This is a genomic window from Hymenobacter perfusus, assembly GCF_003944765.1.
Lineage (GTDB): Bacteria > Bacteroidota > Bacteroidia > Cytophagales > Hymenobacteraceae > Hymenobacter > Hymenobacter perfusus.
In genome coordinates this window covers 142,026-164,264 of the sequence record NZ_RWIU01000006.1, presented here as the reverse complement: position 1 = coordinate 164,264, position 22,239 = coordinate 142,026, and the positions used below count along the sequence as shown (strand labels likewise).

The following is a 22,239-nucleotide window of genomic DNA, read 5'->3' as shown; positions in this document are numbered from 1 at the left end:
AAGGAACGGGAAAGTGGTTTTAGTGTTGTTACTGCTGTGCATAGCTACCGCCTGAGGCCGCGCCGGGCCGCCGGTGTCAACAATTTTCGGCTACTTTACCGTCGGGTTGAGAGGAAAGTATAGCAGAAGCAGAATTTTTTAAATCAAAAACCACGGATTGGGAGTAAAGCTACTTACGAAACTTCAGTTGCAACCTGTGGCCCCGGGCCGGTATCCAGTGCGCAAGTGCGGCTGCCTGCGTTTCGTAGAGTACGTTTACTGACTCGTCGGGCCATTGCCCGGCGCTACACCCCAAGTCCCCCCTATGCAACAATACAGCATACTCTGGGCCGATGACGAAATCGACCTGCTGAAACCCCACATTCTGTTTCTCAAAGACAAAGGCTACGACGTAACCGGCGTGAATTCCGGCACCGATGCCATTGAGGAAATCCAGGAGAAGACCTACGATATCGTGTTCCTGGATGAGAACATGCCTGGCCTGACCGGCCTGGAAACCCTCACCGAAATCAAGGCCCTGCGCCCCACTGTGCCCGTGGTGATGATTACCAAGAGCGAGGAGGAGCACATTATGGAATCGGCCATCGGCGCTAAAATTGCCGATTACCTCATCAAGCCGGTTAATCCGAACCAGATTCTGCTGGCCGTGAAAAAGGTGCTGGACAACAAGCGCCTCGTGAGCGAAGCCACCAACTCCGGCTACCAGCGCGACTTCCGCCAGCTGGGCATGCAGCTCTCCGACCGCCTTTCGGCCTCCGAGTGGGCCGATGTGTACAAGAAGCTGGTGTACTGGGAGCTGGAAATCAACGAGACGGAAGGCAAGAGCATGGCCGAGGTCTTCAACATGCAGAAGGACGAAGCCAACACCTACTTCGGCCGCTTCATCACGGAGAACTACGAGGACTGGGTGAACGGCGACGACAAGGAAGCCCCGCTCATGTCGCACGAACTGTTTGCGAAGCGCGTGTTCCCAATGCTGAAGGATACCGGCGACACGCCCGTGTACTTCCTGCTCATCGATAACCTGCGCTACGACCAGTGGAAGGTGCTGGAGCCCATCATTGCCGAGCTGTTCACGGTAGACTCCGAGGAAACCTACTACAGCATTCTGCCCACTACCACGGCCTACGCCCGGAACGCCATCTTCTCGGGCATGATGCCAGGCGAAATCCAGAAGAAATACCCCAACCTGTGGGTGTGGGACGACGACGACGAGGGCAAGAACATGCACGAGGCCGAGTTCATGGAAATCATGTTCCAGAAGGCCAACCAGAAGCATAAGTTCAGCTACCACAAGGTAACCAACCTGCAGGCTGGCAAGGACTTGCTGGGTAAAATGGCTAACCTGCACAACAATTACAAGTGCAACGTCATCGTCTATAACTTCGTGGACATGCTCTCGCACGCCCGCACCGATATGGCCATGATCCGGGAGCTGGCGGCCGATGAATCGGCGTATCGCAGCATCACTAAGTCGTGGTTTTTGCACTCGCCGCTGTACGAAATGCTCCAGCAGATTTCGGAGCGCAAAGGCAAGCTCATCATCACCACCGACCACGGCACCATCCGGGTGAAGCGGCCCTACAAGATTGTGGGCGACCGGAACACGAACACCAACCTGCGCTACAAGCACGGCAAAAACCTGGGCTTCGATGACTCCCGCGACGTGTACACCGTGCGCAAGCCGGAGCGCATCTTCCTGCCCCGCGAAAACGTGAGCACCGCCTACGTCTTCACCGTTGGCGACTACTTCTTCGCCTACCCCAACAACTACAACTACTACGTGAACTACTACAAGGACACGTTCCAGCACGGCGGCATCTCCCTGGAGGAATGCATCATCCCGTACGTCGTGCTCAGCCCGAAAGGGTAGGAGCTGATATTCTTTGCTTAGTTTACAACGGCAGCTTTCTTTCGGAAAGCTGCCGTTTGCTTTCGGAAAAAACGGGAAATGAAAAAGACTTTCGGGCTGTATCTGCTAGTATTCGTGTTGGCGACAAGTTGCCAAAATAAGAACGTGGATAATCAAGCGTATCAACGCGTAAAAGTTGAGAAGACAAAGCCTGACTTGCCTCCGGCATTGCTAAAACCTAAAGGAAAGGCCAGAGAATACGTTGTTTTACCTTTCAGCGAAAAGCATACACATTCACTGGTAGGCGCAAGGCCATCAACCTTGACGGAGAGAGAAATAAGCCAAGTATATGCATTGGTGCAAAAGGCTATTGTAGCATATAATGCTAGTGATGGTTACAAAGGCGAATATAGAGGGGCAAATGACCCGATTGATATTGTGAGCTATAGGCTTCAGATGATACCGGGAATATCAGTCGCTGGAGAGAAAATAGTCTGGGTTCAGCGCTTCTGCTCTGATATGCACACGGACTGGAAAACGACGCGGTTGCAAGTATATGATGGAGGCAATTGTTATTTCCTGGTAGAGGTCAATTTGTCTCGAAAAAAGTGGTTAAGATTTACTGTTGGTGGTGATGCTTAGCAAATGACTATAACAGAGAAGGCTGTTCAGTTGACCGGCCTTTTCTGCTTTGTAATGCGGGAATGTGCGGCCGATTTCATGGTAATGAGTACAGCTCCATTCGCGGCCCGGGTGCCGTACAAAGCCATTGCCTGAGCATTCTGGAGAACGTCTATTTTCTTAATGTTATCAGGGATGATAGTTTTGATCTGTTCAGCGGAGATTGGAAGGCCATCAACCACCCAAAGCGGCTCATTACCGGGCCGGATAGAACTGGTGCAGATAAGCCGGATCTGAATAGGCTTATGGGCAGTAATGTCTGGGTGTTGTGCTTGGCCGGAGGATAGAGGCACTCCGGTTTGTGCATGCAGTGTAGTATGGGCTAACAGCAGGATTGCCACTAACCTGAGGCAGATGCTCATAGCAGATATGGTTACGTTGAAATTCTAGGGCAGGCTTTTCGAGTAGATGCTAAGAAGAAGCTATTTCCATACGCTATGGAAAAAATAGTGGGGTAGCTGAATGTACAGGCTTGGCTACGCCCAAAAACACAATACGGATAAAACCCAATCGAAACATTGCACAGGCCAAACGGGCTTGCGTAAGATTCCGGTAATCAGTACCTTGAAATATTCCGTAACCCTAACCCCGCCTCGTTATGAACCCGACCCGTACGGCCATCATCCTGATTGAGTTTCAGAACGATTTTACCACGCCGGGGGGCTCTCTGCACGAGGCGGTGAAACCGGTAATGCAGTACACCAACATGCTGGCCCACACCGAAGATCTGGTCCGGCAGGCCCGTACGGCGGGCGCGCTCATCGTACATCTGCCCATCAGCTTTACCGAAAACTACCGGGAGCTAAGCGCCCGGCCCTACGGCATCCTCAAAGGCGTAGTCGATGGTAATGCCTTCCGGCAGGGCTCCTGGGGCGCGGAAATAGTGGACGTACTCCGGCCCCAACCCGACGACATCGTGATAGAAGGCAAGCGCGGCCTCGATGGTTTCGTGAGCACCAACTTGGATTTTATCCTGCGTCAGCGCGGCATCACGCAGTTGGCGTTGGCCGGGTTCCTCACCAACTGCTGCGTCGAATCGACGATGCGTACGGCCTACGAGTACGGCTACCAGGTGTACACGCTCATCGACTGCACCGCCACCGTGAGCGAGGAGGAGCAGCGGTTCGCCTGCGAGAAAAATTTCCCCATGTTCTCCTATCCCGTCACCCACCAGGAGTTTCTGGAGCAGCTCTTTATTTCCGAAGCTGCCGAAATGGCGCGTTAGTAACCAAACCTCAGCTCCGCCCGACAACGGGCCCGACGGCTGGCAGCCACCGGGCCCGTTGTCGGGCGGAGCTGAGGTTGAACGAATAGGTAAAGTTCGTCATGCAGCATTACGTGATGAGCTTTGCTGGCTTGTTCAATATCCGCATTACTTTACCTCTGCCCGGCGCTTTTCGTCCTCGGCGCTGCTGGCCCGGCGACGGATAGCGGGCACCTTTTCGTTGCCAAAGCGGTAAGTAAGGGCGGCCGTTACCACGCGGGAATCCTGAGCGGAGCGGAAGGTTTCAGTCAGTGAGCGGTAACGGGAGGTAACGCGAAGCGGCGTGGTGTAGAATATATCGGTGGCGTTGAGCTTGATGGTGGTCCGGCCAAAGCTCTTCTGCACACCCGCCCCCACCTGCCCGAAGGCCCGCACCGTCTGGAACCCGAACCGCTCCAGGGAGTTGTAACTCCCGTTCAGCTCGGCACTCCAGCCGTGGGGCAATGTGAAGGAGCTGCTGGCACTCAGAATAGCGCCGGGCTGACTTTGCGGGAGTTGGGCGCCTTCCAAGCTGCCCTGGAAGCGGATGTAAAAGGCCTCGGCGCTGGCGTAGAGCTTCCACCATGCAGCAGGCTCCAGCGGGGCCGTTAGCGTCAGGCCCCAGTAATCCTGGCTGCTCAGGTTCACATCGGTGGCCGCTACCAAGCCATCGGCATCCAGCAGGTACACGCTCAGAATGGGGCGACGGGTGCGGGTATAGCTGAGCGCAGTACTGAACTTGTGGTTGAACGTATGCGTCAGCTCGGCCTGGGTGCTGAGCTGGGGCCAGAGTGCCGGATTCCCCACGCGGTAAGAAAGCGGGTCGACATAGGAGCGGAAGGGATTAAGCTGATTATACGTCGGCCGGTCGAGGCGGCGGCTGAGGGAAAAGCCCACCTCGTGGTGGTCGGTTATGGTGCGGGTAAGCTGGAGGCTGGGAAACAGCTGGAAATACCGGCGACGAAACTCCTGGCTGCCTACCTGCTGCCGACCATCGGTAGCGGTGTGCTCTCCGCGCAGCCCCGCCGTAAGCGTAAGGGTGGGCCGGGAGCGGGTCAGGCTTACGTAAGCTGCGTTGATGGTTTCCTCGTAGCGGAAGCGGTTGGTCAGGCCCGCGTCCGTCTGCCGCACACCATCCTTTTCTCGCTCAAACAACACGTCATTATCCGAAGACACCCGGCTGGTTTTCAGGCCGGTTTCCAGCCGCAGCCCGTGCCGCAGGCTGCGTACGTAATCGGCCCTGGCACTCCCAATGGTCAGGCGGCCGTTCTGGTCGCCCAGCAGGCGGCTGGGAGCATAGGTGGAGCTGAGCAGGTTACTGGATTGCAGGTCAAGGGTGCGGGTGAGGTCGTAGCGGGCGAGGTCGGCGTCCACCGTTAGCTCCGGGGTTCCCAGCGAGTCTTTCCGAAACTGATGCCGCAGGCTCAGGTTGGCGGCCACGTTGGGCGTCAGCAGCGTCCGGTGGTTGCGGGCTTCCAGCTGCGCCGTCAGTTGCCCTTGTGCATCGTATAGCGCTGAATAGTTCCGGCCCAACGACGGTAAGCGGCTGGCCAGGCCGCTTACCACTACGCCCAGGCTAGTGCGGTCAGTAAGGGAATAATCGGTGCCGGCACGCCAGGTGTGGGACTGTGGATGACTGCGGGTATCATTGTGCTGCGTCACGAAGCGGGCCGGCTGCTCATCCTGCAGGTAAGTGCGGTCAAAGCGCAACTCCTGAAACAGCTGGCGGTCAGTGTACGCGTAGGAACCATAGAGACTAAGCTTCCGACGGCGGTAATTCAGGTTCAGGCCACTGGTGAATTTGCCGTACCGCCCCCGGCCGTACGCCGCATTGGTGCTGCCATTGAAACCCTGCCGCTGGTCTTTTTTTAGGTTGATGCTGATAACGCCAGCCCCACCTTGCGCGTCGTATTTAGCGGGTGGGTTAGTAATCAGCTCGATAGTACGCACCTGTTCGGCCGGTAGGCTCTGGAGCAGGTTGGCCAGCTCCGTCCCGGTAAGCGGCACCCGCTTGCCATCAAGCAATACCAGTAAACCGGTTTTGCCGCGCAACGTCAGGTTGTCGTTAGCGTCCAGTACCATGCCAGGGGCACGGCCCAGTACGTCCAGGGTAGTATTGCCCGCGCTCAGCAGGCTGCCTTCCACGTTCACGATGGTCCGGTCAGCCAGGCGCTCAAACACGGGCCGCTGGCCGGTTACGGTTACCTCTTTGAGCTGCGTTGCCGTACCAGCCACCAGCCGGAAAACCAGGGGCGTGACTGGGCCGGCCGTAACGTCCAGCGGGCCGGCCCAGCCCCGGCCGTATCCTATCTGACTGACCGATACCAGGTAGCGGCCGATAACGGGCGGCTGCAGCTGGAAGCGTCCTTCCTCGTCGCTGAATTCAGTTTTCACCACCACCGAATCGGCGGCGCGGTGCAGCGTGACGGTGGCGTACTCCAGGGCTGAGCCGGTAGCGGCCCGTACTGCACCTGTAATAGGAGTGGGGCGGAGCTGCTGCGCCCGCAATTCAGGGGTAGTAAACAGCAAAACGACCGTGGCCACCAGTGGAAAGCCGGCTCCCGGGCGGGAAACATAAGAAAACATACAATACACGTTCCAGTGGTTGTGAAAAGCGGAAAGTGCAATAGGAGATAGAGCAGTAACTGCAGATCAAGCGCAGTTAAAACAGAGCAGGAGCTTCTGGCCGCCACAAAACAGCGGCCGGTAGCGGCAACAAGATAGATAGTTTAGCTTAATTCGGTACAAGAAAACCAGAGGAATGCAAAAGCCCGGAAGAATAGCCCGAACGCAACACCGCCCTTGCAGCAACTGCAAGGGCGGTGGATGTAAAAAGCAGGTAATGCAGACTTACGTCAGCCGTTCCAGGGCGGCCCGCAGCCGGGGCAAAGCCGCCTCAATTGATGCCAGCGAGGCACCTCCCACCGACATGCGGAACCACGGCGACGTGCCATCGGTACCAAAGGCGCTGAAAGGCACCAGGGCCAGCCGCGCTTCGCTGATGAGGTAAGATGTAAGCTCCTTGGTGGAGGTCAGTACCTGCCCATCGGGGGTAGTGCGGCCCAGTACGTCTAGTCTGGCCGTGAGGTAGATAGCCCCCATTGGCACCATCGAATCCACGGGCAGACCGTCGGCTTTCATGGTTTGGAGGCCCTGGTGCAACGCGTCGAGGCTACGCTGCACTTTCTCCTTGAACGCACCCAGAAAGCCATCTACGGCTTCGGTCTGGGGGAGGTAGGTAGCAGTGGCAACCTGCTCGGCCTTGGGAGCCCACGCGCCTACGTGTCCCAGAATGGCCTTCATCTTGTCAATCACCGGTGCCGGCCCGAAGGCATAGCCCACGCGCACCCCAGTAGCGGCCAGACACTTGGAAATACCATCGATGTAAATGGTGTATTCGCGCAGCTCGGGGCGCAGATTCACCGGGTCGTAGTGCTCGGTATTGCCGAAGGTCAGGAGCCAGTAAATCTGGTCGTAGAGTAGGTACAAAGGCTTTTCACCGGGAGCACGCCGCTTGTTCTCGGCCAGTACCAGGTCGCAGATGGCTTCCAGGTCCTCGCGGCTGAACACGGTGCCGGTAGGGTTAAGCGGGGAGCACAGAGCCAGCAGGGTAGCGCCCGTCAGGTGTGGGGCCAGCTCATCGGCGGTGGGCATAAAGTTGTTTTCGGGCCGGGTTTCCACCATCACGGCCTCGGCCGAGGAAAGGTGGCAATAGTGGTTGTTGTTCCAGCTCGGCACCGGAAATACCACTTTATCACCGGGGTCTACCAGGGCCAGGTAGGTGGCGTAAATGAGCGGCCGGGAGCCGCCGGCTACCAGAAAGTCGTTGGGCGAGTAGGAGAGGCCCAGGCGCGACTCCGTAAAAGCTGCCGCTGCTTCGCGCAGGGCGGCCATGCCGTTGGCGGGTGGATAGTTGGTGTGCCCGGCCTGGTAGGCATGGGTGATTTCCGACTGCAGCTCCGTGGGAATGGGGAAAATAGACGGGTCGAAGTCGCCGATGGTGAGGTTACAGATCTGCTCCCCCTTGCGGATCATGTCGTTGACTTCGTTGCCGATTTTGATGATTTCGGAGCCAATCAGGCTGCCGGCCATTCGCGAAACTTGCATGGTTGGTGTTGGTTTGGGTCAGCCAAATATAGAGGACAGCCGTTGCCGGGCCCGGCCTGGCGGGTAAAAAGCTGTGAAAAACCGCGCGGAATCAGCTTGTCGTAGTAATGCCGGGCCACAGTAGCCTTCATTGGCAGAGCCGGTCGGCTCATCAGGGGCAGCCCAAGGGGAGCGGGTGGAATAAAGGAGTCGGTTGTGCGGCAGAATAACCAAATTTGCGGCCCTGAGTTATTGTAAGTGCCCACCCCTGCTTTTTTTGGATGATGAATCAGACCATCGAAATTCCTTCCCCCGACGCGTTGCCGGCCGTGGCCGGACAGGTGCGAGCCGCGTTGCAGGGGCACTCCATTATTTGCTTTGAGGGCGAAATGGGCGCGGGCAAAACCACGTTTATCAAGGCCCTGTGCCGCAGCCTGGGCGTGCAGGAAGAAGTCAGTAGCCCCACGTTTTCCCTGGTTAATGAATACCGCACGGCCCGGAACGAGCCTATTTACCACTTCGATTTTTACCGCCTCAATACCCCGCAGGAGGCCGAGGATATCGGGGCACTGGAGTACTTTGATTCTGGTTATCTTTGCCTGATTGAGTGGCCGAGCCGCATTGAGGCCCTGCTGCCCCCTGACCGACTGCTTATTACCTTCTCCGTCACCGGACCCTCTTCCAGGGAATTAATAATTGAGAATTAAAAATTAAAAATGGTCTGTTTTACCCTCTGCAAGGACCATAAGCTCAATTTTCAATTTTCAATTCGTAATTTTTAATTCAAGAAAATGCCTGACGCAGTGCCCTCCGGATTTGAGTCGCTGGCGACCAGCCGCGCCTATTTCACCCAGGAATCCATGTTGGCCGTGGAAACCCGGAAGCGGAAGCTGTTCATCGGGCTGCCCCGGGAAACCTCCCTGCAGGAAAACCGCATCTGCCTCACGCCCGAGGCGGTGAAGCACTTGGTAGAGGCTGGCCATGAGATTCTGCTGGAAAGCGGAGCCGGAGAGCCCAGCAAGTACTCCGACCACGAGTACTCCGAGGCCGGGGCCACCGTAGCCTACTCCCAGAAAGAAGTATTTGAGGCGGATATTATCCTGAAAGTGGCCCCCGTCACTTACGATGAGATGGAGTATCTGCGGGCCGGTCAGACGCTGATTTCAGCTCTGCAGTTTGGCTCGCTCACGGCCGAGTACATCACGGCTCTGCTGCGTAAAAAAGTAAATGCCATCAGCTTCGAGCTGATTAAGGACCCCAGCGGTACCCGGCCGGTAGTGCGGGCTATGTCGGAAATTGCAGGCTCCACCGTGATGCTCATTGCGGCTGAGTACTTAGCACGTTCCAACGAGGGTAAAGGCATTATTCTGGGCGGTATTACGGGCGTGCCACCTTCACAGGTGGTAATTCTGGGCGCGGGCACCGTGGCCGAATACGCCGCCCGGGCTGCCTCCGGGCTGGGGGCCGAGGTGAAGGTGTTCGACAACCATCTCTACAAGCTACGCCGCCTCAAGCAGAACCTGGGCCAGCCGCAACTCTACACCAGCACCCTCGATACCTTCGCCCTCAACCAGCAGATCCGCCGCGCCGACGTGGTAATCGGGGCGCTGAATGCCGAAGAGGGCCGGATTCCGTTCATGGTGTCGGAGGATGCCATTTCCATGATGGCTCCCGGCTCGGTGGTGATTGATGTGAGCATAGACCAGGGCGGCTGTTTTGCCACCAGCGAAATGACCAGTCACAGCAAGCCTGTCTTCCGCAAGTACGACGTGATTCATTACTGCGTGCCCAACATTGCCTCCCGGGTGCCACGCACGGCTACCAACGCGCTAAGCAACATTTTTACGCCTATTCTGCAGGAAATCAGCCAGCACGGCGGTATCAACGAGGTGCTGTTTACCAACGAGCATTTCCGCTCCGGCGTGTACCTGTACAAAGGCTCGCTCACCAACGCCAGTATCGCCCGCCGCTTCAATATGCGCTATAAGGAGTTGGCTCTGATGATTGCCGTGCGCAACTAAGACCACTGCTTGCGCGGATTTTAACGCGGATTCCACGGGCTTTGTGGCTGAATCTGGTTGGCGCGAATATTGCGCGGGCAGGCTGCACCGCATATATATCCACTTTATGATCCGACCCCTACTTACTCTCACAGCTGGCCTATGCCTGACAGCTGGTACCACCCTGCAGGCGCAAACGGCCCTTCTACACTCCGACTTCAGCACCGCCCGCTACGACCACTCGGATACCCTGCGGGCCGTACAGCACCTGTTCATGCATCGTTCCAAAGCCACCAGAAGCTTGCTGGAAGTTGGGGGTGGCCTGCTGGCCACGGCCGCCGTCAAGAAGGTGGCAATAGAGGCTTCGGGAGTGGAGAAAGTGGATAAACAGGACTACCAGATTCTCCGTCAGGATGCCAACCAGGATTTGGTGGCGGGCGGATTGATGGCGGGCTACGGGCTTTTTCGGTTCAGCCGGTTTGGGCCGCAGCAGTACCGGCGGGTACTGGAGGCCTACGCGCAGAACCAGCCGCTGCCCGGGTACCTGCAGCGGCGGCTGAAAACCAAGTACTTCCGGCTGCTGCCCCTGTAACGGGGCGGCGCGGATGGCTCAGGCGGCCAGCAGCAATACTTTCCAAGCGTCCAGCAGCCGGCCTTCTTCCAGCAGCTGCTTGCCCAACTGCATAAGGGCGGTGCGTTGGGCAACGGGCTCGGGATGCTTGCTCAGGGTGTAGCTCACGATGGGCTCCTGGCGGAACGCCTGCACGTCGGCGGCTGAAGGAATCGACTGCGCTTCAATATTGGCGAGGCGGCCCAGGTTGTTGCCGGTGAGGATATCGGAGGTGCGGAGGTGTTCCGGGAGTTGGTCGATGCCGATGCCGAGGTTGCGGTTGGGCTTGGGTACTTCGAACAGCGTGGCGGCCGAGCGGCTGTACCAGTCGCCGCCGAGGCGGGCAATGGCGTCGAGCTTCACGGGGTCGATGCCGATACCGGAGGGCAGAATGATGTCTTCGCGAAAGTGGGCCAGTACCACCCGGCACAGTACCAGGTTGCCGGCCCCGTTGTTCTGGCCCAGTTCAATCACCTGCTCCACCACGCACTCGAAGGCGGCCGGCGCTTCCAGCACCCGGGGCGGGCGCACCTGCTGGCTGGGCACGGCGGTAAACCCGGCCTTCACAAACTCATCCACGCCCTTAGCATACTCCGTGCTGGCCAGTGACATCTGCTCCACCATGGCGTAGTCGCAGATGTGGACCACGCATTCGGCTACCTCGCGTACGTTCTGCAAAGTGTGTTTCTGGGAGTTGTCGCGCACCCGGTTGGCGGGCGAAAAGGCCAGAATGGGCGGGTTGGAGCCGAAACAGTTGAAGAAGCTGTATGGGCTCAGATTCACGCTGCCATCCGAGGCCACGGTGCTCACGAAGGCCACCGGCCGCGGGGCAATGGCCCCCACCATGAACGGGTGCCAGTCGGTGGGCGAGAGGTCGGACGGGACGATGCTGCGGAACGGGGTGGGAGTAGACATGGGGGCGAAGTTCGGCGTTGGCCGGCAAATTAGTCATCGTAAGTCCAGCGGCCGGTGCTGGGAGTGTAGAATGCCTGGCCCAGCAGCCCGTTGGAGTACCCCAGCGCATACTGCGCGGAATCAGCGAGCAGCCGGGGCGAATAGTAGAAGAACGGGACCTGAGTGAGCGTACCGAAGCCGGTGCCGGGCAGCTGGGGCAAATAGCGCGGCGTCAGCTCCTCCAGCGAATCGGGCAAATGATGTTGCGTCCGACGATAATCCTCAATAGCCCGGATGATGGCCGTGGCCCGCCGCTGCGAAACGCCCTCCTGCCACTGCTGCACCACCGGATACAAGGGCAGCTGAACCAGCAGGACGGCCGCTGCCAGTAACCAGTAGCGGCGGCGGGCCGGGCGGCTGAAAAAATAACCGGTCAGGGCTGCCAGTCCGCCCACCAGCCCGGCCCCGGGAGCCGGCGGCAATACCCAGGCGTTGGTTTCCAGCTGCATCCCCAGTAGCCCGGCGGTCAGGGTAATTATCCCGAGAGCCGGCAGCAGGCGGGAAGCAGCGGAAGCGGGCATAGTGCGGATAAAAGGGGGCAGGAACCGGAGCGGGTGCAAGTATAGCACGGTTGCACCGTTCACGAAACGGCCATCTACCATCGGATTGCTATTTTGCGCAGCTGTCTGCCGGTTAGCTCCTCGCGGCGGCCGGCCGGGCTACCAGCTTTATATCGTCTGAACGCCCCTGAGTAGCGGCTCAATATTTCGCGCTGCCGTTACTCATCTTCGCCTCCTGTCCTGATGCAGAACACGCAACTAAGCAAACTACTCAGCTATACCCTGCGCCACCGCCCTGAGGAGCTGGGCCTCAACCTTGATGCCCAGGGCTGGGTGTCGGTAGTCGATCTGCTGGCGGCTTTGCAAGTCCGGGACGCCAGTATCAGCCGGGGCCAGGTGGAGGAAGTGGTGGCATCCAACGATAAAAAGCGGTTTGCCTTCTCCGAGGATGGGCAGCAACTACGGGCCAGTCAGGGGCACTCGGTGGCCGTGGAGCTGGGCCTGGACCCGGTGGTACCGCCCGCTGTGCTCTACCACGGTACGGCCACCCGGTTTCTGGCCAGTATTATGGCTGAGGGGCTGCGACCCGGCAACCGCCAGCACGTCCACCTCTCGCCCGACCGCGCCACGGCCGAGACGGTGGGGCGTCGTCACGGCCCGCCCGCTATCCTGCGGGTGGCCGCCGGAACTATGCATCAGGCCGGCTTCAGTTTCTACCAGTCGGCCAACGGCGTGTGGCTGACGGCCGCCGTACCGCCCGCGTACCTGGAGCCGGAAATCTCGGCTGCCAAATGAAGCGGCTGTGTCTGGCTGGGGGACTGCTGCTGCTGGCTGGTTCCGCCGGCGCCCAACCTGCCCAGCCCGCCGATACGACCCGGCTGCGCCGCCACATTGTGGCCCTCACCAGCACGCCCGAGCCCCGTAACTACCTCCACGAGGCCAGTCTCAATCAGGCCGCCGACTACATCAAAGGCGAGCTAGCGGCGGCCGGTGCCCGGCCTACCGAGCAGCCGTACGAGGTGCAGGGCCGCCCCTACCGCAATATTCTGGGGCATTTCGGGCCCGAAACCGGCCCGGTTATCGTCATTGGGGCGCACTACGACGTGTGCGGGGAGCAGCCCGGGGCCGACGACAACGGCAGCGGCGTGGCGGCTTTGCTGGAGCTGGCGCGGCTGCTGAGCCGACAGCCGCAGCTACCGTACCGCATCGAGCTGGTGGCCTACACGTTGGAGGAGCCGCCGTTTTTCCGGACCCGGCACATGGGCAGCTACGTACATGCCGAGGCGCTACGCAAGGCCGGGGTGCCGGTGCGCGGCATGGTGGCGCTGGAAACCCTGGGCTACTTCGATGACCGGAAACACACCCAGCGCTACCCGCTGGGGCCGCTGAAATGGGTGTACGGCACGCGGGGCAACTACGTGACGGTGGCCCAGAAATTCGGGAACGGCCGCTTCGGCCGGCAGTTTGCCCGCCACTACCAACGGGCGGCGGCCCTGCCCGTGAAGCGGTTCAAAGCCCCCGCCTGGCTGCCCGGCATCGACTTTTCGGACCACCTCAATTACTGGCACTTCGGCTACCCGGCCGTGCTGCTCACCGATACGGCCTTCTACCGCAACCAGCACTACCACGAGCCCACCGATACGCTCAATCGGCTGGATATGCGCCGGCTGGGGCTGGCCGTGGAGGCCCTGCTGGTGGTGGTGGCGGGCCGGTAACTTCAGCCCCGATACCAACCCCTGGCAGCCGGGAGGCGTATTGCTTTCGTTTGACCCCGCCATTTTTGGGGGCTGCGGATGAAAAAGTACGCTTTCCTGTTAGCCGGCTGCCTGCTGACCACCGCCGGCTTTGGCCAGTCGCCGCGCCTGCTCGACCCCAACACGCTGGGCTGGTTCGTGTATGCCGGCGACCATAAACTAACCCCCAAGTGGGCGGTGCATACCGAGTACCAGTGGCGGCGCATCAACTGGGCACCGCAGCAGCAGCTGGCACGGCTGGGGCTGGTGCGCACGGTGTCGGAGCGGATACAGGTGTCGGGCGGCTACACCTACTTCCAGACCCACCGCTACGGCCGCTACCCCACCGTGGCCAACCGCCCCGAGCCGGAAAACCGCCTCTACGAAGACGTAACGCTGAACGACCAACTGGGCCGCCTCGCCCTCAACCACCGCGTGCGCCTGGAGCAGCGCTGGCTGGGCAGCCGCGCCGCAGAAGGCCGGGGGCCGGTGGCAGCGTGGGAGTATCAGAACCGCATCCGCTACCAGCTGTCGGGTCAGTGGCCGCTGCAAGGCCCCACGGTGGACGACGGCGAGTGGTACCTCAATGCCTTCGATGAGCTGTTCATCGGTTTCGGACGCAATGTGGGCGACAATGTGTTCAACCAGAACCGGATTTCCGGCGGCCTGGGCTACCAGTTTGCTGAGAATGCCAAAGTCGAGTTGAACTACCTGCACCAGATCAGCCAGCACGCCACACCGGAGCCGGTGTCGGGGCGGCCCGTGTTCGAGCTTAACCAGGGCTTCCGGCTGAACGTGCTGTACAATCTGGGTCTCAGCGGGGAGTAGCACCGGCCAGTTGCCCCACCCACACCCAGCCGGTTTGCACTATCAGAAAGAGCCGACCATCGGAATATGTATGCTCATAGTGCGGGTGATGGAGCAAGCTGGCGGGCCAGCCAGCCGGAAAATCGTCCGCGTCATAGCCTACTTCCCGAGGGTGCGTCTGCCACGTTAGCTTATCGGCACCGGGTAATTCCTGGTACTCCGCCGGCAGGGGCGGGCCCGCAGGGTCTGGCTCTCCGAGTATATTTTGATGGCGCTCAATACTCTGCCGGATGCCAACGGTTACTTCGGAGCTATGCGCAAACTCCGGCCCCACCAGCCACACGGCGGCATATACCGGCTCGGATAGTGCCGTCAGGGCCGGTTGCCACGCAAAAAAGGTAGTAAGCAGATGCTGGGCCGCCAGTTGCCGTACCCGCTTTGGTGGCTGCCGGTGGTGCCAGTGCCACGGGTGTAGGCCTAGTTTCTCATAGTAATACTGCCAGCCCAACAGGGTGTCAACAGCCAATGGCGCTGCCCAGTTACTTTCATCTTGGAGGCGCCGCAGATGCCGCTTGCCGCCGCGTACTTTCTTGTAAATCCGGTAATAGGTACCGCGCCGGTGTTTGATAGCTCGCATAAGTTCATGGATGTAACGGAAACTATTTTGTTGCTAAATTAGTATATATTTACTAATTACCTATAGCTTGTTCGTAAGTCCTTACTCACCAGTACATGTCCCAGCTGCGTTGCCCCAAGTGCGAATCGATGGAAGCTACCAAAAGTGGCGTGGTAGGAGGGCGGCAGCGGTTCAAGTGCAAGAACTGCGGCTACCACTATTCGGTGGCCAAAACAGGCAAGGAAACCAGTTCCTATTACGTAATTAAGGCCTTGCAGCTGTACGTGGAAGGGGTGAGCTACCGCGAAATTGAGCGGTTGCTGGGCGTGAGTCACGTCTCGGTGATGAACTGGGTGAAAAAGTACGGGGTGAAGGCTCCGCGCCAGACCGATTACCACCCAACCTACAAAATCCTCAACCAGAAGGAGCTGGCCGAGTTCTTTCAGAAGCCCGAAAACCTGAAGGAAGCCGGCTTGATTGTAACGGAGCTGGGGGATAAGTACATGATGATCAGGTGGGAGCGGTTTAAGCAGGCGTAAGGCTATAGTGGGTTAGCGGAAGTATAGCCAAGATATGGCCGGGCGGCCGGGATTTTTCTACTTGGATAACCGCTCCGCCACTTTAGCCATCGGGAGCAGTTTTCTCCGACCACCTATCCTCCGCCCAAAACCCACCCAGTTCATGCAAAAAGCTCGTTACGCCCTCACGTTAAGCGCGCTATTGGCTGCCGCCGGTGCCTCCGCCCAGGTTACTAACCCGCCCCCGGCCGATACCCCCGCCCCGCCGCCCGCCGCCCCGGTTCCGGTAGTGGCGGCTGCGGCACCAGCGCCCACCGAATCGGCCCCGTACGGGCCGGGCATGAAGGTGAATATCTCGCCCGATGGCTCCAAGTATATCCGCTTCATCACCTGGCACCAGATCTGGACGCGCTATACGGAAAACAACACCGGTACCCTGCGCGCGCCCGGTAAACCGCAGTCGGACCAGATTGACTTCTCGCTGCGCCGTTCCCGCCTGATTGTGCTGTCGCAGCTGAATCCGCGGTTTCTGGTGTACACCCACATCGGCATCAACAACCAGACGGCCGTGAGCGGCGGCACTGCCCCGGCCGTGGACGGCAAAAAGCCCCAGCTGTTTGTGCATGAAGCTGTGGTGGAGTACAAGGTCAACAAGTACCTGAACCTGGGAGCCGGGATGCACTATCAGAACGGCCTCTCGCGCATGACGCGCTCCAGCACCATTAACTACCTCACGCTGGACGCGCCGCTTACCAACTGGCCCGTTATTGAGGCCATCGACCAGTTTGTGCGCGGTATTGGGGTGTACGGCAAGGGCCGCGTGGGCAAGTTGGACTACGTGCTGTCGGTGAACGAATCGTTCCTGACCAACCAGACCGGTGCGTTCAGCACGCCGCTGGGGTTGGGCGCTACTACGGGTACGGGCAGCGCGGCCGTAAACCGGGGCACCAACGTGGCGCAGTACAATCCGCAGGGTACCAACCACATCTACCAGGGGTACGCCAGCTACGAATTCCTGGATCAGGAAGCCAACCTGCTGCCGTTCAACGTGGGTACGTACCTGGGGGCTAAGCGCGTGTTCAACATCGGGGCCGGCTTCTTCTATAACAAGGACGGCATGGTGTCGCGCTCCAGCAACAGTGTGCTGGATGCCGCGGGCATTGCGGCCACCACGGCCGCCGGCACCAGCGCCTTCAATACGGTGCCAGTCGACAAGCACGACATTGCCCTGTTCTCGGTTGACGCGTTCTTCGATACGCCCATCAACAAGGAAACCGGCACCGCTTTCACGGCCTACGCCGTGTATTACAACTACAGCATGGGCCCCAACCACGTGCGCTTCATTGGAGCCGCCAACCCCGGCTGGGGCACCGATGCTCGGCGCGGCAACGCGGTGCCGCACTCCGGCACCGGCAACGTGGGCTACGTGCAGGCCGGCTACCTGCTGCCTAAAAACCTGCTCGGTCCCAAGCTGCGGGTGCAGCCCTATGCTTCCCACCTGCTGGCCGGCTACGAGGGCCTGCGCACCAGCAGCGGCGAGCAAAAGAACGTGAACATCTTCGATGCCGGGGCCAACTTCTACATCGATGGCCACAACGCCAAATTCACGCTCAACTACCGCGCCCGCCCCGATTTCACGGACGTGAACAACGTGAACTACAAGCCGGAAATTACCCTCCAGACGCAGGTAGCCCTGTAAGCAAGTACCCGCCAGAAACGCATAGCAACCCCCGGAATCGGCCCTGAAAAGCGGCTGATTTCCGCGCCGTACGTGGCTTTAACCCGCATTCTTCTTCCCACTTTATTTCTCACCCATCATGCACCAGCACTTACCGCAGCGCGACGCCTACGCCGGCGCCACGCCCCTGGGTGGCGCCCCCGTCGCCGATGAGGCCGTGGCCCACGACAACAACGCCGTTTCTTCCAGCAAAATCTGGCAGGTGATTACCGCTTCGTCGGTGGGCACCGTTATTGAGTGGTACGACTTCTACATCTTCGGGTCGTTGGCGGCCATTATCGGGCCGGTGCTCTTCGGCTCCACGGGGAAGCTGGAGGATTCGTTGCTGGGGGCGCTGGCCGTGTTTGGGGCCGGGTTTGTGGTGCGGCCGTTCGGGGCGCTGTTCTTCGGCCGGATCGGCGACATGATCGGGCGGAAATACACCTTCCTGGTCACGCTGCTGATTATGGGCGGGGCCACCTTCGTCACGGGTCTGGTGCCCAGCTACGATACCATCGGCATTGCCGCGCCCCTCATTGTGGTGGTGCTGCGCCTGCTGCAGGGCCTGGCTTTGGGCGGCGAGTACGGCGGGGCCGCCACCTACGTGGCCGAGCACGCCCCCGATAAAAAGCGGGGCTACTTCACCAGCTTCATCCAGATTACCGCTACCGGCGGCCTCATTCTCAGCATCTCGGTGATTGTGATTACCCGCAAGATCATGGGCGAGGAAGCCTTCAAGGAGTGGGGCTGGCGCGTGCCGTTCCTGCTGTCGGGTCTGCTGGTTATTGCCTCCTATTACATCCGCCGGAAGCTGCACGAGTCGCCGCTGTTTGCCAAGGCCAAGGCCACCGGCACCACCAGCACCAACCCTTTGCGCGACTCCTTCGTGAACCCCGTGAACCGCCGGCTGGTACTCATTGCCCTGTTCGGCGTAACCATGGGCCAGGGCGTAATCTTCTACACCAGCCAGTTTCAGGCGTATTCCTTCATGAATAACACCCTGAAAATGGACCTCGTGGATTCCAGCACCATTCTGGTGGTGGCCATGCTGCTGGCTACGCCGCTGTTCGTGTACTTCGGCAGCCTCTCGGACCGCATCGGGCGCAAGCGCATCATCATGACGGGCATGATCTGTGGGGCGCTGTTCACCATTCCGCTGTTCTACGGTATCAAGGCGTTTGCCGGTCCGCTCACCGAAATTACCCCCGCCACCGTGGATGCCGCCGGCAAAGCCGTGCCCGCCGTGATGAAGGCCCTCACGCCCAACGTACCGGCCATGATTGCGCTGACCTTCATTCTGGTGCTGTTCGTGACGATGGTGTACGGTCCCATTGCGGCCTACCTGGTAGAGCTGTTCCCTACCAAAGTGCGCTACACCAGCCTCTCGGTGCCCTACCACATTGGTAACGGCGTATTTGGGGGCTTTGTGCCGCTGGTGGCTACCTGGATTGGCGTGTGGGCCGCCACGCAGCCCGAGGGTACTTTTGCCAAGGACCACAGCAGCCTGATCGGGCTGGCTTATCCGGTCATCGTTGCCCTGATCTGCTTTGTCATCGGGGTGATTTACATGCGCGACGTGCGCAACGTGCGCATCATGGACTGACGGAACGTAAGCTGCTGAGCCGCTTAGCAAAATCCGTCGGGCCGTTGGTTCGGCGGATTTTGCGTGCGGACCCGGCCGGCCGCGCGGCGCAAGCGGCACAATTGGCTACCTTTTCCGCTCCTTCATCTGTTATGCGTATGGCTGCCCCCGGGTCCGAAAAAACCGAGCAACGACGTGGCCAGCGGCTGCTGTTCGTGGCCGTGCTGTTTGCCGTGCTGCTCAATTTTCCCTTCCTGGCCGTGTTCAACCACGACGGCCGCGTGGCTGGCATCCCGGTGCTCTACCTCTACGTGCTAGTCGTGTGGGCGCTGCTGGTGCTCATAACCGGCTGGCTGGTGAGGGCGACAAAGAATTAGTAATTACTAATTAGTAATGAGGAATTAACCAGTCAGCAGGGGTAGGAATTATACCTGTTCCCTGACTGCTTTTTTGCTCTTTGCTGAATTGTTAATTACTAATTGTTAATTACTAATTGCTCAAAAAATGCCCACGCTGCTTGTCATCGGCTTTTCCTTCGGGTACCTCGTCCTGCTGTTTGGGGTGGCGTACGCGGCGGAGCGTCGGTCGGCAGCGCGGCGGAGTTTGGTGAGCAACCCCTACGTGTACGCCCTGAGCATGGCCGTGTACTGCACCGCCTGGACGTACTACGGCTCGGTGGGGCGGGCCGCGCACTTCGGGCTGGAATTCATCGGAATTTACCTGGGGCCTACGCTCATGGCTCCGGTAACCTGGCTGGTGCTGCGCAAAATCATCCGCATCTGCCGCAGCCAGCGCCTCACCTCCATTGCCGACTTTATTTCGGCCCGCTACGGTAAAAGTGCCGGGCTGGGGGCGCTGGTGACGGTGGTGTGCGTGCTGGGGGTGGTGCCCTACATTTCCCTGCAGATCAAGGCCATTGCGGCTTCCTTCGACATTCTGACCCGCGACCTGACCTCCCTGAACCTGCCGGTGGAGGATGCGGCGGCGGCCGGCTCAGCGTTTTATACCACCGTGGCGCTGGCATTTTTTACCATCATCTTCGGGGTGCGCTCCATTGAGGCCACCGAGCGGCACGAGGGCATGGTGCTGGCCGTGGCCCTGGAAAGCCTGGTGAAGCTGGTGGCGTTTCTGGCGGCCGGCCTGTTCGTGACGTACGGCCTGTTCAACGGCTTTGCCGACGTGTTTGAGCGGGCCGCCGCCTTGCCCGACCTGCGCCGCTTGTTCACGCTGGATGGGGCCGGCACCACGCCGGGGCAGTGGTTTACGCTGCTGCTGTTGAGCATGGCCGCCATTCTGCTGCTGCCCCGGCAGTTTCAGGTATCGGTGGTCGAAAACGTGAACGAGGACCACCTGCGCAAGGCCATGTGGCTGTTTCCGCTCTACCTCATCGTCATCAATCTGTTCGTGCTGCCGTTGGCCTTCGGGGGCCGCCTGCTCGACCCCACCGGCCGCTTCGATGCCGATACGTTTGTGCTGGCGCTGCCATTGCAGGCGGGCCACCCCTGGCTGGCGCTGCTCATTTACCTGGGCGGGTTATCGGCGGCCAGTAGCATGATTATCGTGGAAACCATTGCCCTGAGCGTGATGATGAGCAACCACCTGCTCATGCCGCTGCTGGTGCGCATTCCCACGGCCCGGGCGGCTGGCCCCAGCTGGTTTGCCACCCTGGGCCAGGTGGCCCTCAACAGCCGCCGCATGGCCGTGGTGCTGGTGCTGCTGCTGGCCTTCGGGTACTACGTAGCGGTGGGGCATCTGCTGCCGCTTGTCAATATCGGGCTGGTGTCGTTTGCGGCGGTGGCGCAGTTTGCGCCGGTAGTGCTGGGCGGGCTGTACTGGAAGGGCGGCACCCGGCAGGGCGCCACGGCCGGGATTCTGGCGGGCTTCGTGGTGTGGTTTTTTACGCTGGTACTGCCCACGATGGTCGGCCCCGATCTGTTGCCGGATGCCCTGCTGACCAACGGGTTGTTTGGGTGGAGCTGGCTGCGGCCGTTTGCCTTGTTTGGGCTGGAAGGGCTCGATTACTTGTCGCACGGCTTGTTCTGGAGCTGGTTTTTCAACCTTGGGCTGTACGTGGCCGTGTCGCTGGGGCGGCAGCCTTCGGTGCTGGAGCAGCGGCAGGCCGAGGTGTTCGTGGAGGTGTTCCGGCACGGTACCGGCTTCGAAGGCCCCACCGGCTGGCACAGCGCCGCCGCCCTGCCCGATGTGCGGGCTTTGCTCACCGGCTTCCTCGGGAAAAAGCGCACCACACAGGCCCTGAAGTCCTTTCAGACGCGCTTCCCCGAGGCCCACGCCACCGACTCGGTGGCTCCGCCCCAGGCCGACCCGCGCCTGTTGGCCTACGCCGAGAAGCTGCTGGCCGGCTCCATCGGCCCGGCCTCGGCCCGGCTGCTGCTGCGCTCGTCGGTAGGGGTGGAGGACATCAGCTTCGACAACGTGGTGGGCATCCTGCGCGAAAGCCAGCAGCTGCTGGAGGCCAACCGCCAGCTGCAAAAGCAGCAGCGGCAGCTCCAGCGCCTCACCCAGCAGCTACAGCAGGCCTACGACCAGCTCCAGGAGCTCGATCAGCACAAGGACGAATTCCTGTACACCGTCACGCACGAGCTGCGCACCCCGCTCACCAGTATCCGGGCCCTGGCCGAAATCCTGACCGACAACCCCGATATCGAGGAAGAGGAGCGGCAACGCTTTCTGCTCACCATCACCAAGGAATCGGAGCGGCTGAGCCGGCTCATTACGCTGGTGCTGGACCTGGAGAAGTACGAATCGGGCAAGGCCACGCTGGAGGTGGCCCCGGTGGACGTGGCCGACGTGGTAACCGATGCCCTGGAAGCCGTGGGCCAACTGCTGCGCGACAAGCAGATTCACCTGGATCTGGCCGTGCCGCCCGGTCTGCCCCACCTGCCCGGCGACCGGGACCGGCTCATGCAGGTGCTGGTAAATCTGCTCTCGAACGCCGTGAAATCGTGCCGGGCCGATGGCTCGGGGCGCATTGCGGTGGGCGTGCAGGTGCTGGCCGGGGCCGTGCGCGTGGCCGTGCAGGACAACGGCAAAGGCATCGACCCAGAGTTTCACCAGCTGATCTTCGATAAGTTTTTTCAGGCCCGCCACCAGACCATGCGCAAGCCCGAAGGCTCGGGCCTGGGCCTGGCCATCACCCGCAAAATCGTGGAGTTGCACGCCGGCCGCATCTGGGTGGAAAGCCAGCCCGGCCAGGGCGCCCGGTTTTCATTTGAACTGCCTTTTGGCAATTGAAAATTGAGAATTAGCCTGAACAACCTCTGCGCCCCTCTGCGAAACCCTCCGCGTTCCTCTGCGGGAACCGACGCCAGCACCTAAATAG

The 22,239-nt window shown here is 60.1% G+C and carries 20 protein-coding genes; 14 read left to right on the top strand and 6 right to left on the bottom strand.

All coding sequences use genetic code 11. From position 1 onward, the window contains the following. The first annotated feature begins 304 nt into the window (after positions 1-304). Positions 305-1,873, top strand: coding sequence for a T9SS response regulator signal transducer PorX (gene porX / locus EI293_RS17390; RefSeq protein ID WP_125439821.1), 1,569 nt, complete (start codon positions 305-307; stop codon positions 1,871-1,873). 78 nt (positions 1,874-1,951) lie between these two features. Beyond that, the gene (locus EI293_RS17385; RefSeq protein WP_125439820.1) at positions 1,952-2,494 is read left to right on the top strand and encodes a hypothetical protein; all 543 of its coding nucleotides are present in this window, start codon (positions 1,952-1,954) and stop codon (positions 2,492-2,494) included. Between the two features lie 26 nt (positions 2,495-2,520). Here EI293_RS17385 and EI293_RS17380 read toward each other — a convergent pair whose 3' ends face one another. Then, on the bottom strand, positions 2,521-2,895 hold the full coding sequence (locus EI293_RS17380; RefSeq protein ID WP_125439819.1) for a TonB-dependent receptor plug domain-containing protein: 375 nt from the start codon (positions 2,893-2,895) through the stop codon (positions 2,521-2,523). A 236-nt stretch (positions 2,896-3,131) separates the two neighbouring features. Between EI293_RS17380 and EI293_RS17375 the strand changes: the two genes are divergently transcribed. Beyond that, positions 3,132-3,758: a cysteine hydrolase family protein gene (locus tag EI293_RS17375; protein ID WP_125439818.1), complete on the top strand. Its 627-nt coding sequence runs from the start codon at positions 3,132-3,134 to the stop codon at positions 3,756-3,758. A gap of 147 nt (positions 3,759-3,905) precedes the next feature. On the opposite strand, the gene EI293_RS17370 is transcribed toward EI293_RS17375, so the two are convergent. Both EI293_RS17370 and EI293_RS17365 read right to left on the bottom strand, forming a co-directional pair. Then, positions 3,906-6,362: an outer membrane beta-barrel family protein gene (locus EI293_RS17370; protein WP_125439817.1), complete on the bottom strand. Its 2,457-nt coding sequence runs from the start codon at positions 6,360-6,362 to the stop codon at positions 3,906-3,908. Positions 6,363-6,626: 264 nt separating this feature from the next. Then, positions 6,627-7,883 (bottom strand): pyridoxal phosphate-dependent aminotransferase, encoded by a 1,257-nt coding sequence (locus tag EI293_RS17365; RefSeq protein ID WP_125439816.1) that lies wholly within the window; start codon positions 7,881-7,883, stop codon positions 6,627-6,629. A 263-nt stretch (positions 7,884-8,146) separates the two neighbouring features. On the opposite strand from EI293_RS17365, the gene tsaE reads away from it, so the two are divergent. The 3 genes from tsaE to EI293_RS17350 all read left to right on the top strand — a co-directional run bounded on the left by tsaE (position 8,147) and on the right by EI293_RS17350 (position 10,454). Next, complete coding sequence (gene tsaE / locus EI293_RS17360; protein WP_125439815.1) at positions 8,147-8,569, top strand: tRNA (adenosine(37)-N6)-threonylcarbamoyltransferase complex ATPase subunit type 1 TsaE; 423 nt, start codon at positions 8,147-8,149, stop codon at positions 8,567-8,569. 84 nt (positions 8,570-8,653) lie between these two features. Beyond that, the gene (locus EI293_RS17355) at positions 8,654-9,883 is read left to right on the top strand and encodes an alanine dehydrogenase (protein WP_125439814.1); all 1,230 of its coding nucleotides are present in this window, start codon (positions 8,654-8,656) and stop codon (positions 9,881-9,883) included. A gap of 106 nt (positions 9,884-9,989) precedes the next feature. After that, entirely contained in the window at positions 9,990-10,454 is a 465-nt protein-coding gene (locus tag EI293_RS17350; RefSeq protein WP_125439813.1) for a hypothetical protein, read from the top strand. An 18-nt stretch (positions 10,455-10,472) separates the two neighbouring features. Here the strand turns inward: EI293_RS17350 and EI293_RS17345 are convergent, their stop codons facing one another. Next, positions 10,473-11,387, bottom strand: coding sequence for a flavin reductase family protein (locus EI293_RS17345; protein ID WP_125439812.1), 915 nt, complete (start codon positions 11,385-11,387; stop codon positions 10,473-10,475). A gap of 29 nt (positions 11,388-11,416) precedes the next feature. After that, positions 11,417-11,947, bottom strand: coding sequence for a hypothetical protein (locus tag EI293_RS17340; RefSeq protein ID WP_125439811.1), 531 nt, complete (start codon positions 11,945-11,947; stop codon positions 11,417-11,419). A gap of 222 nt (positions 11,948-12,169) precedes the next feature. Between EI293_RS17340 and EI293_RS17335 the strand changes: the two genes are divergently transcribed. The 3 genes from EI293_RS17335 to EI293_RS17325 all read left to right on the top strand — a co-directional run bounded on the left by EI293_RS17335 (position 12,170) and on the right by EI293_RS17325 (position 14,487). Then, the gene (locus EI293_RS17335) at positions 12,170-12,721 is read left to right on the top strand and encodes an RNA 2'-phosphotransferase (RefSeq protein WP_125439810.1); all 552 of its coding nucleotides are present in this window, start codon (positions 12,170-12,172) and stop codon (positions 12,719-12,721) included. Beyond that, complete coding sequence (locus EI293_RS17330) at positions 12,718-13,641, top strand: M28 family peptidase (protein ID WP_125439809.1); 924 nt, start codon at positions 12,718-12,720, stop codon at positions 13,639-13,641. Before EI293_RS17335 ends, EI293_RS17330 begins: the two co-directional genes overlap by 4 nt. A 78-nt stretch (positions 13,642-13,719) precedes the next feature. Next, positions 13,720-14,487, top strand: coding sequence for a DUF2490 domain-containing protein (locus EI293_RS17325; RefSeq protein ID WP_125439808.1), 768 nt, complete (start codon positions 13,720-13,722; stop codon positions 14,485-14,487). Here EI293_RS17325 and EI293_RS17320 read toward each other — a convergent pair. Next, positions 14,474-15,103: a hypothetical protein gene (locus EI293_RS17320; protein WP_125439807.1), complete on the bottom strand. Its 630-nt coding sequence runs from the start codon at positions 15,101-15,103 to the stop codon at positions 14,474-14,476. The genes EI293_RS17325 and EI293_RS17320 overlap by 14 nt on opposite strands. 95 nt (positions 15,104-15,198) lie before the next feature. On the opposite strand from EI293_RS17320, the gene EI293_RS17315 reads away from it, so the two are divergent. From EI293_RS17315 to EI293_RS17295, 5 genes are all read left to right on the top strand, one after another. Continuing rightward, the gene (locus EI293_RS17315) at positions 15,199-15,621 is read left to right on the top strand and encodes an IS1/IS1595 family N-terminal zinc-binding domain-containing protein (protein ID WP_125439806.1); all 423 of its coding nucleotides are present in this window, start codon (positions 15,199-15,201) and stop codon (positions 15,619-15,621) included. A 142-nt stretch (positions 15,622-15,763) separates the two neighbouring features. Beyond that, on the top strand, positions 15,764-17,299 hold the full coding sequence (locus tag EI293_RS17310) for a hypothetical protein (RefSeq protein ID WP_125439805.1): 1,536 nt from the start codon (positions 15,764-15,766) through the stop codon (positions 17,297-17,299). Positions 17,300-17,417: 118 nt separating this feature from the next. Next, positions 17,418-18,920 carry an MFS transporter gene (locus EI293_RS17305; protein ID WP_125439804.1) on the top strand — a complete coding sequence of 501 codons (1,503 nt, stop codon included), beginning with the start codon at positions 17,418-17,420 and terminating at the stop codon, positions 18,918-18,920. A gap of 137 nt (positions 18,921-19,057) precedes the next feature. Beyond that, complete coding sequence (locus EI293_RS17300) at positions 19,058-19,276, top strand: hypothetical protein (protein WP_125439803.1); 219 nt, start codon at positions 19,058-19,060, stop codon at positions 19,274-19,276. Positions 19,277-19,403: 127 nt separating this feature from the next. Further along, positions 19,404-22,151, top strand: a complete 2,748-nt coding sequence (locus tag EI293_RS17295; RefSeq protein ID WP_125439802.1) for a sensor histidine kinase — start codon at positions 19,404-19,406, stop codon at positions 22,149-22,151. Positions 22,152-22,239 lie beyond the last annotated feature (88 nt).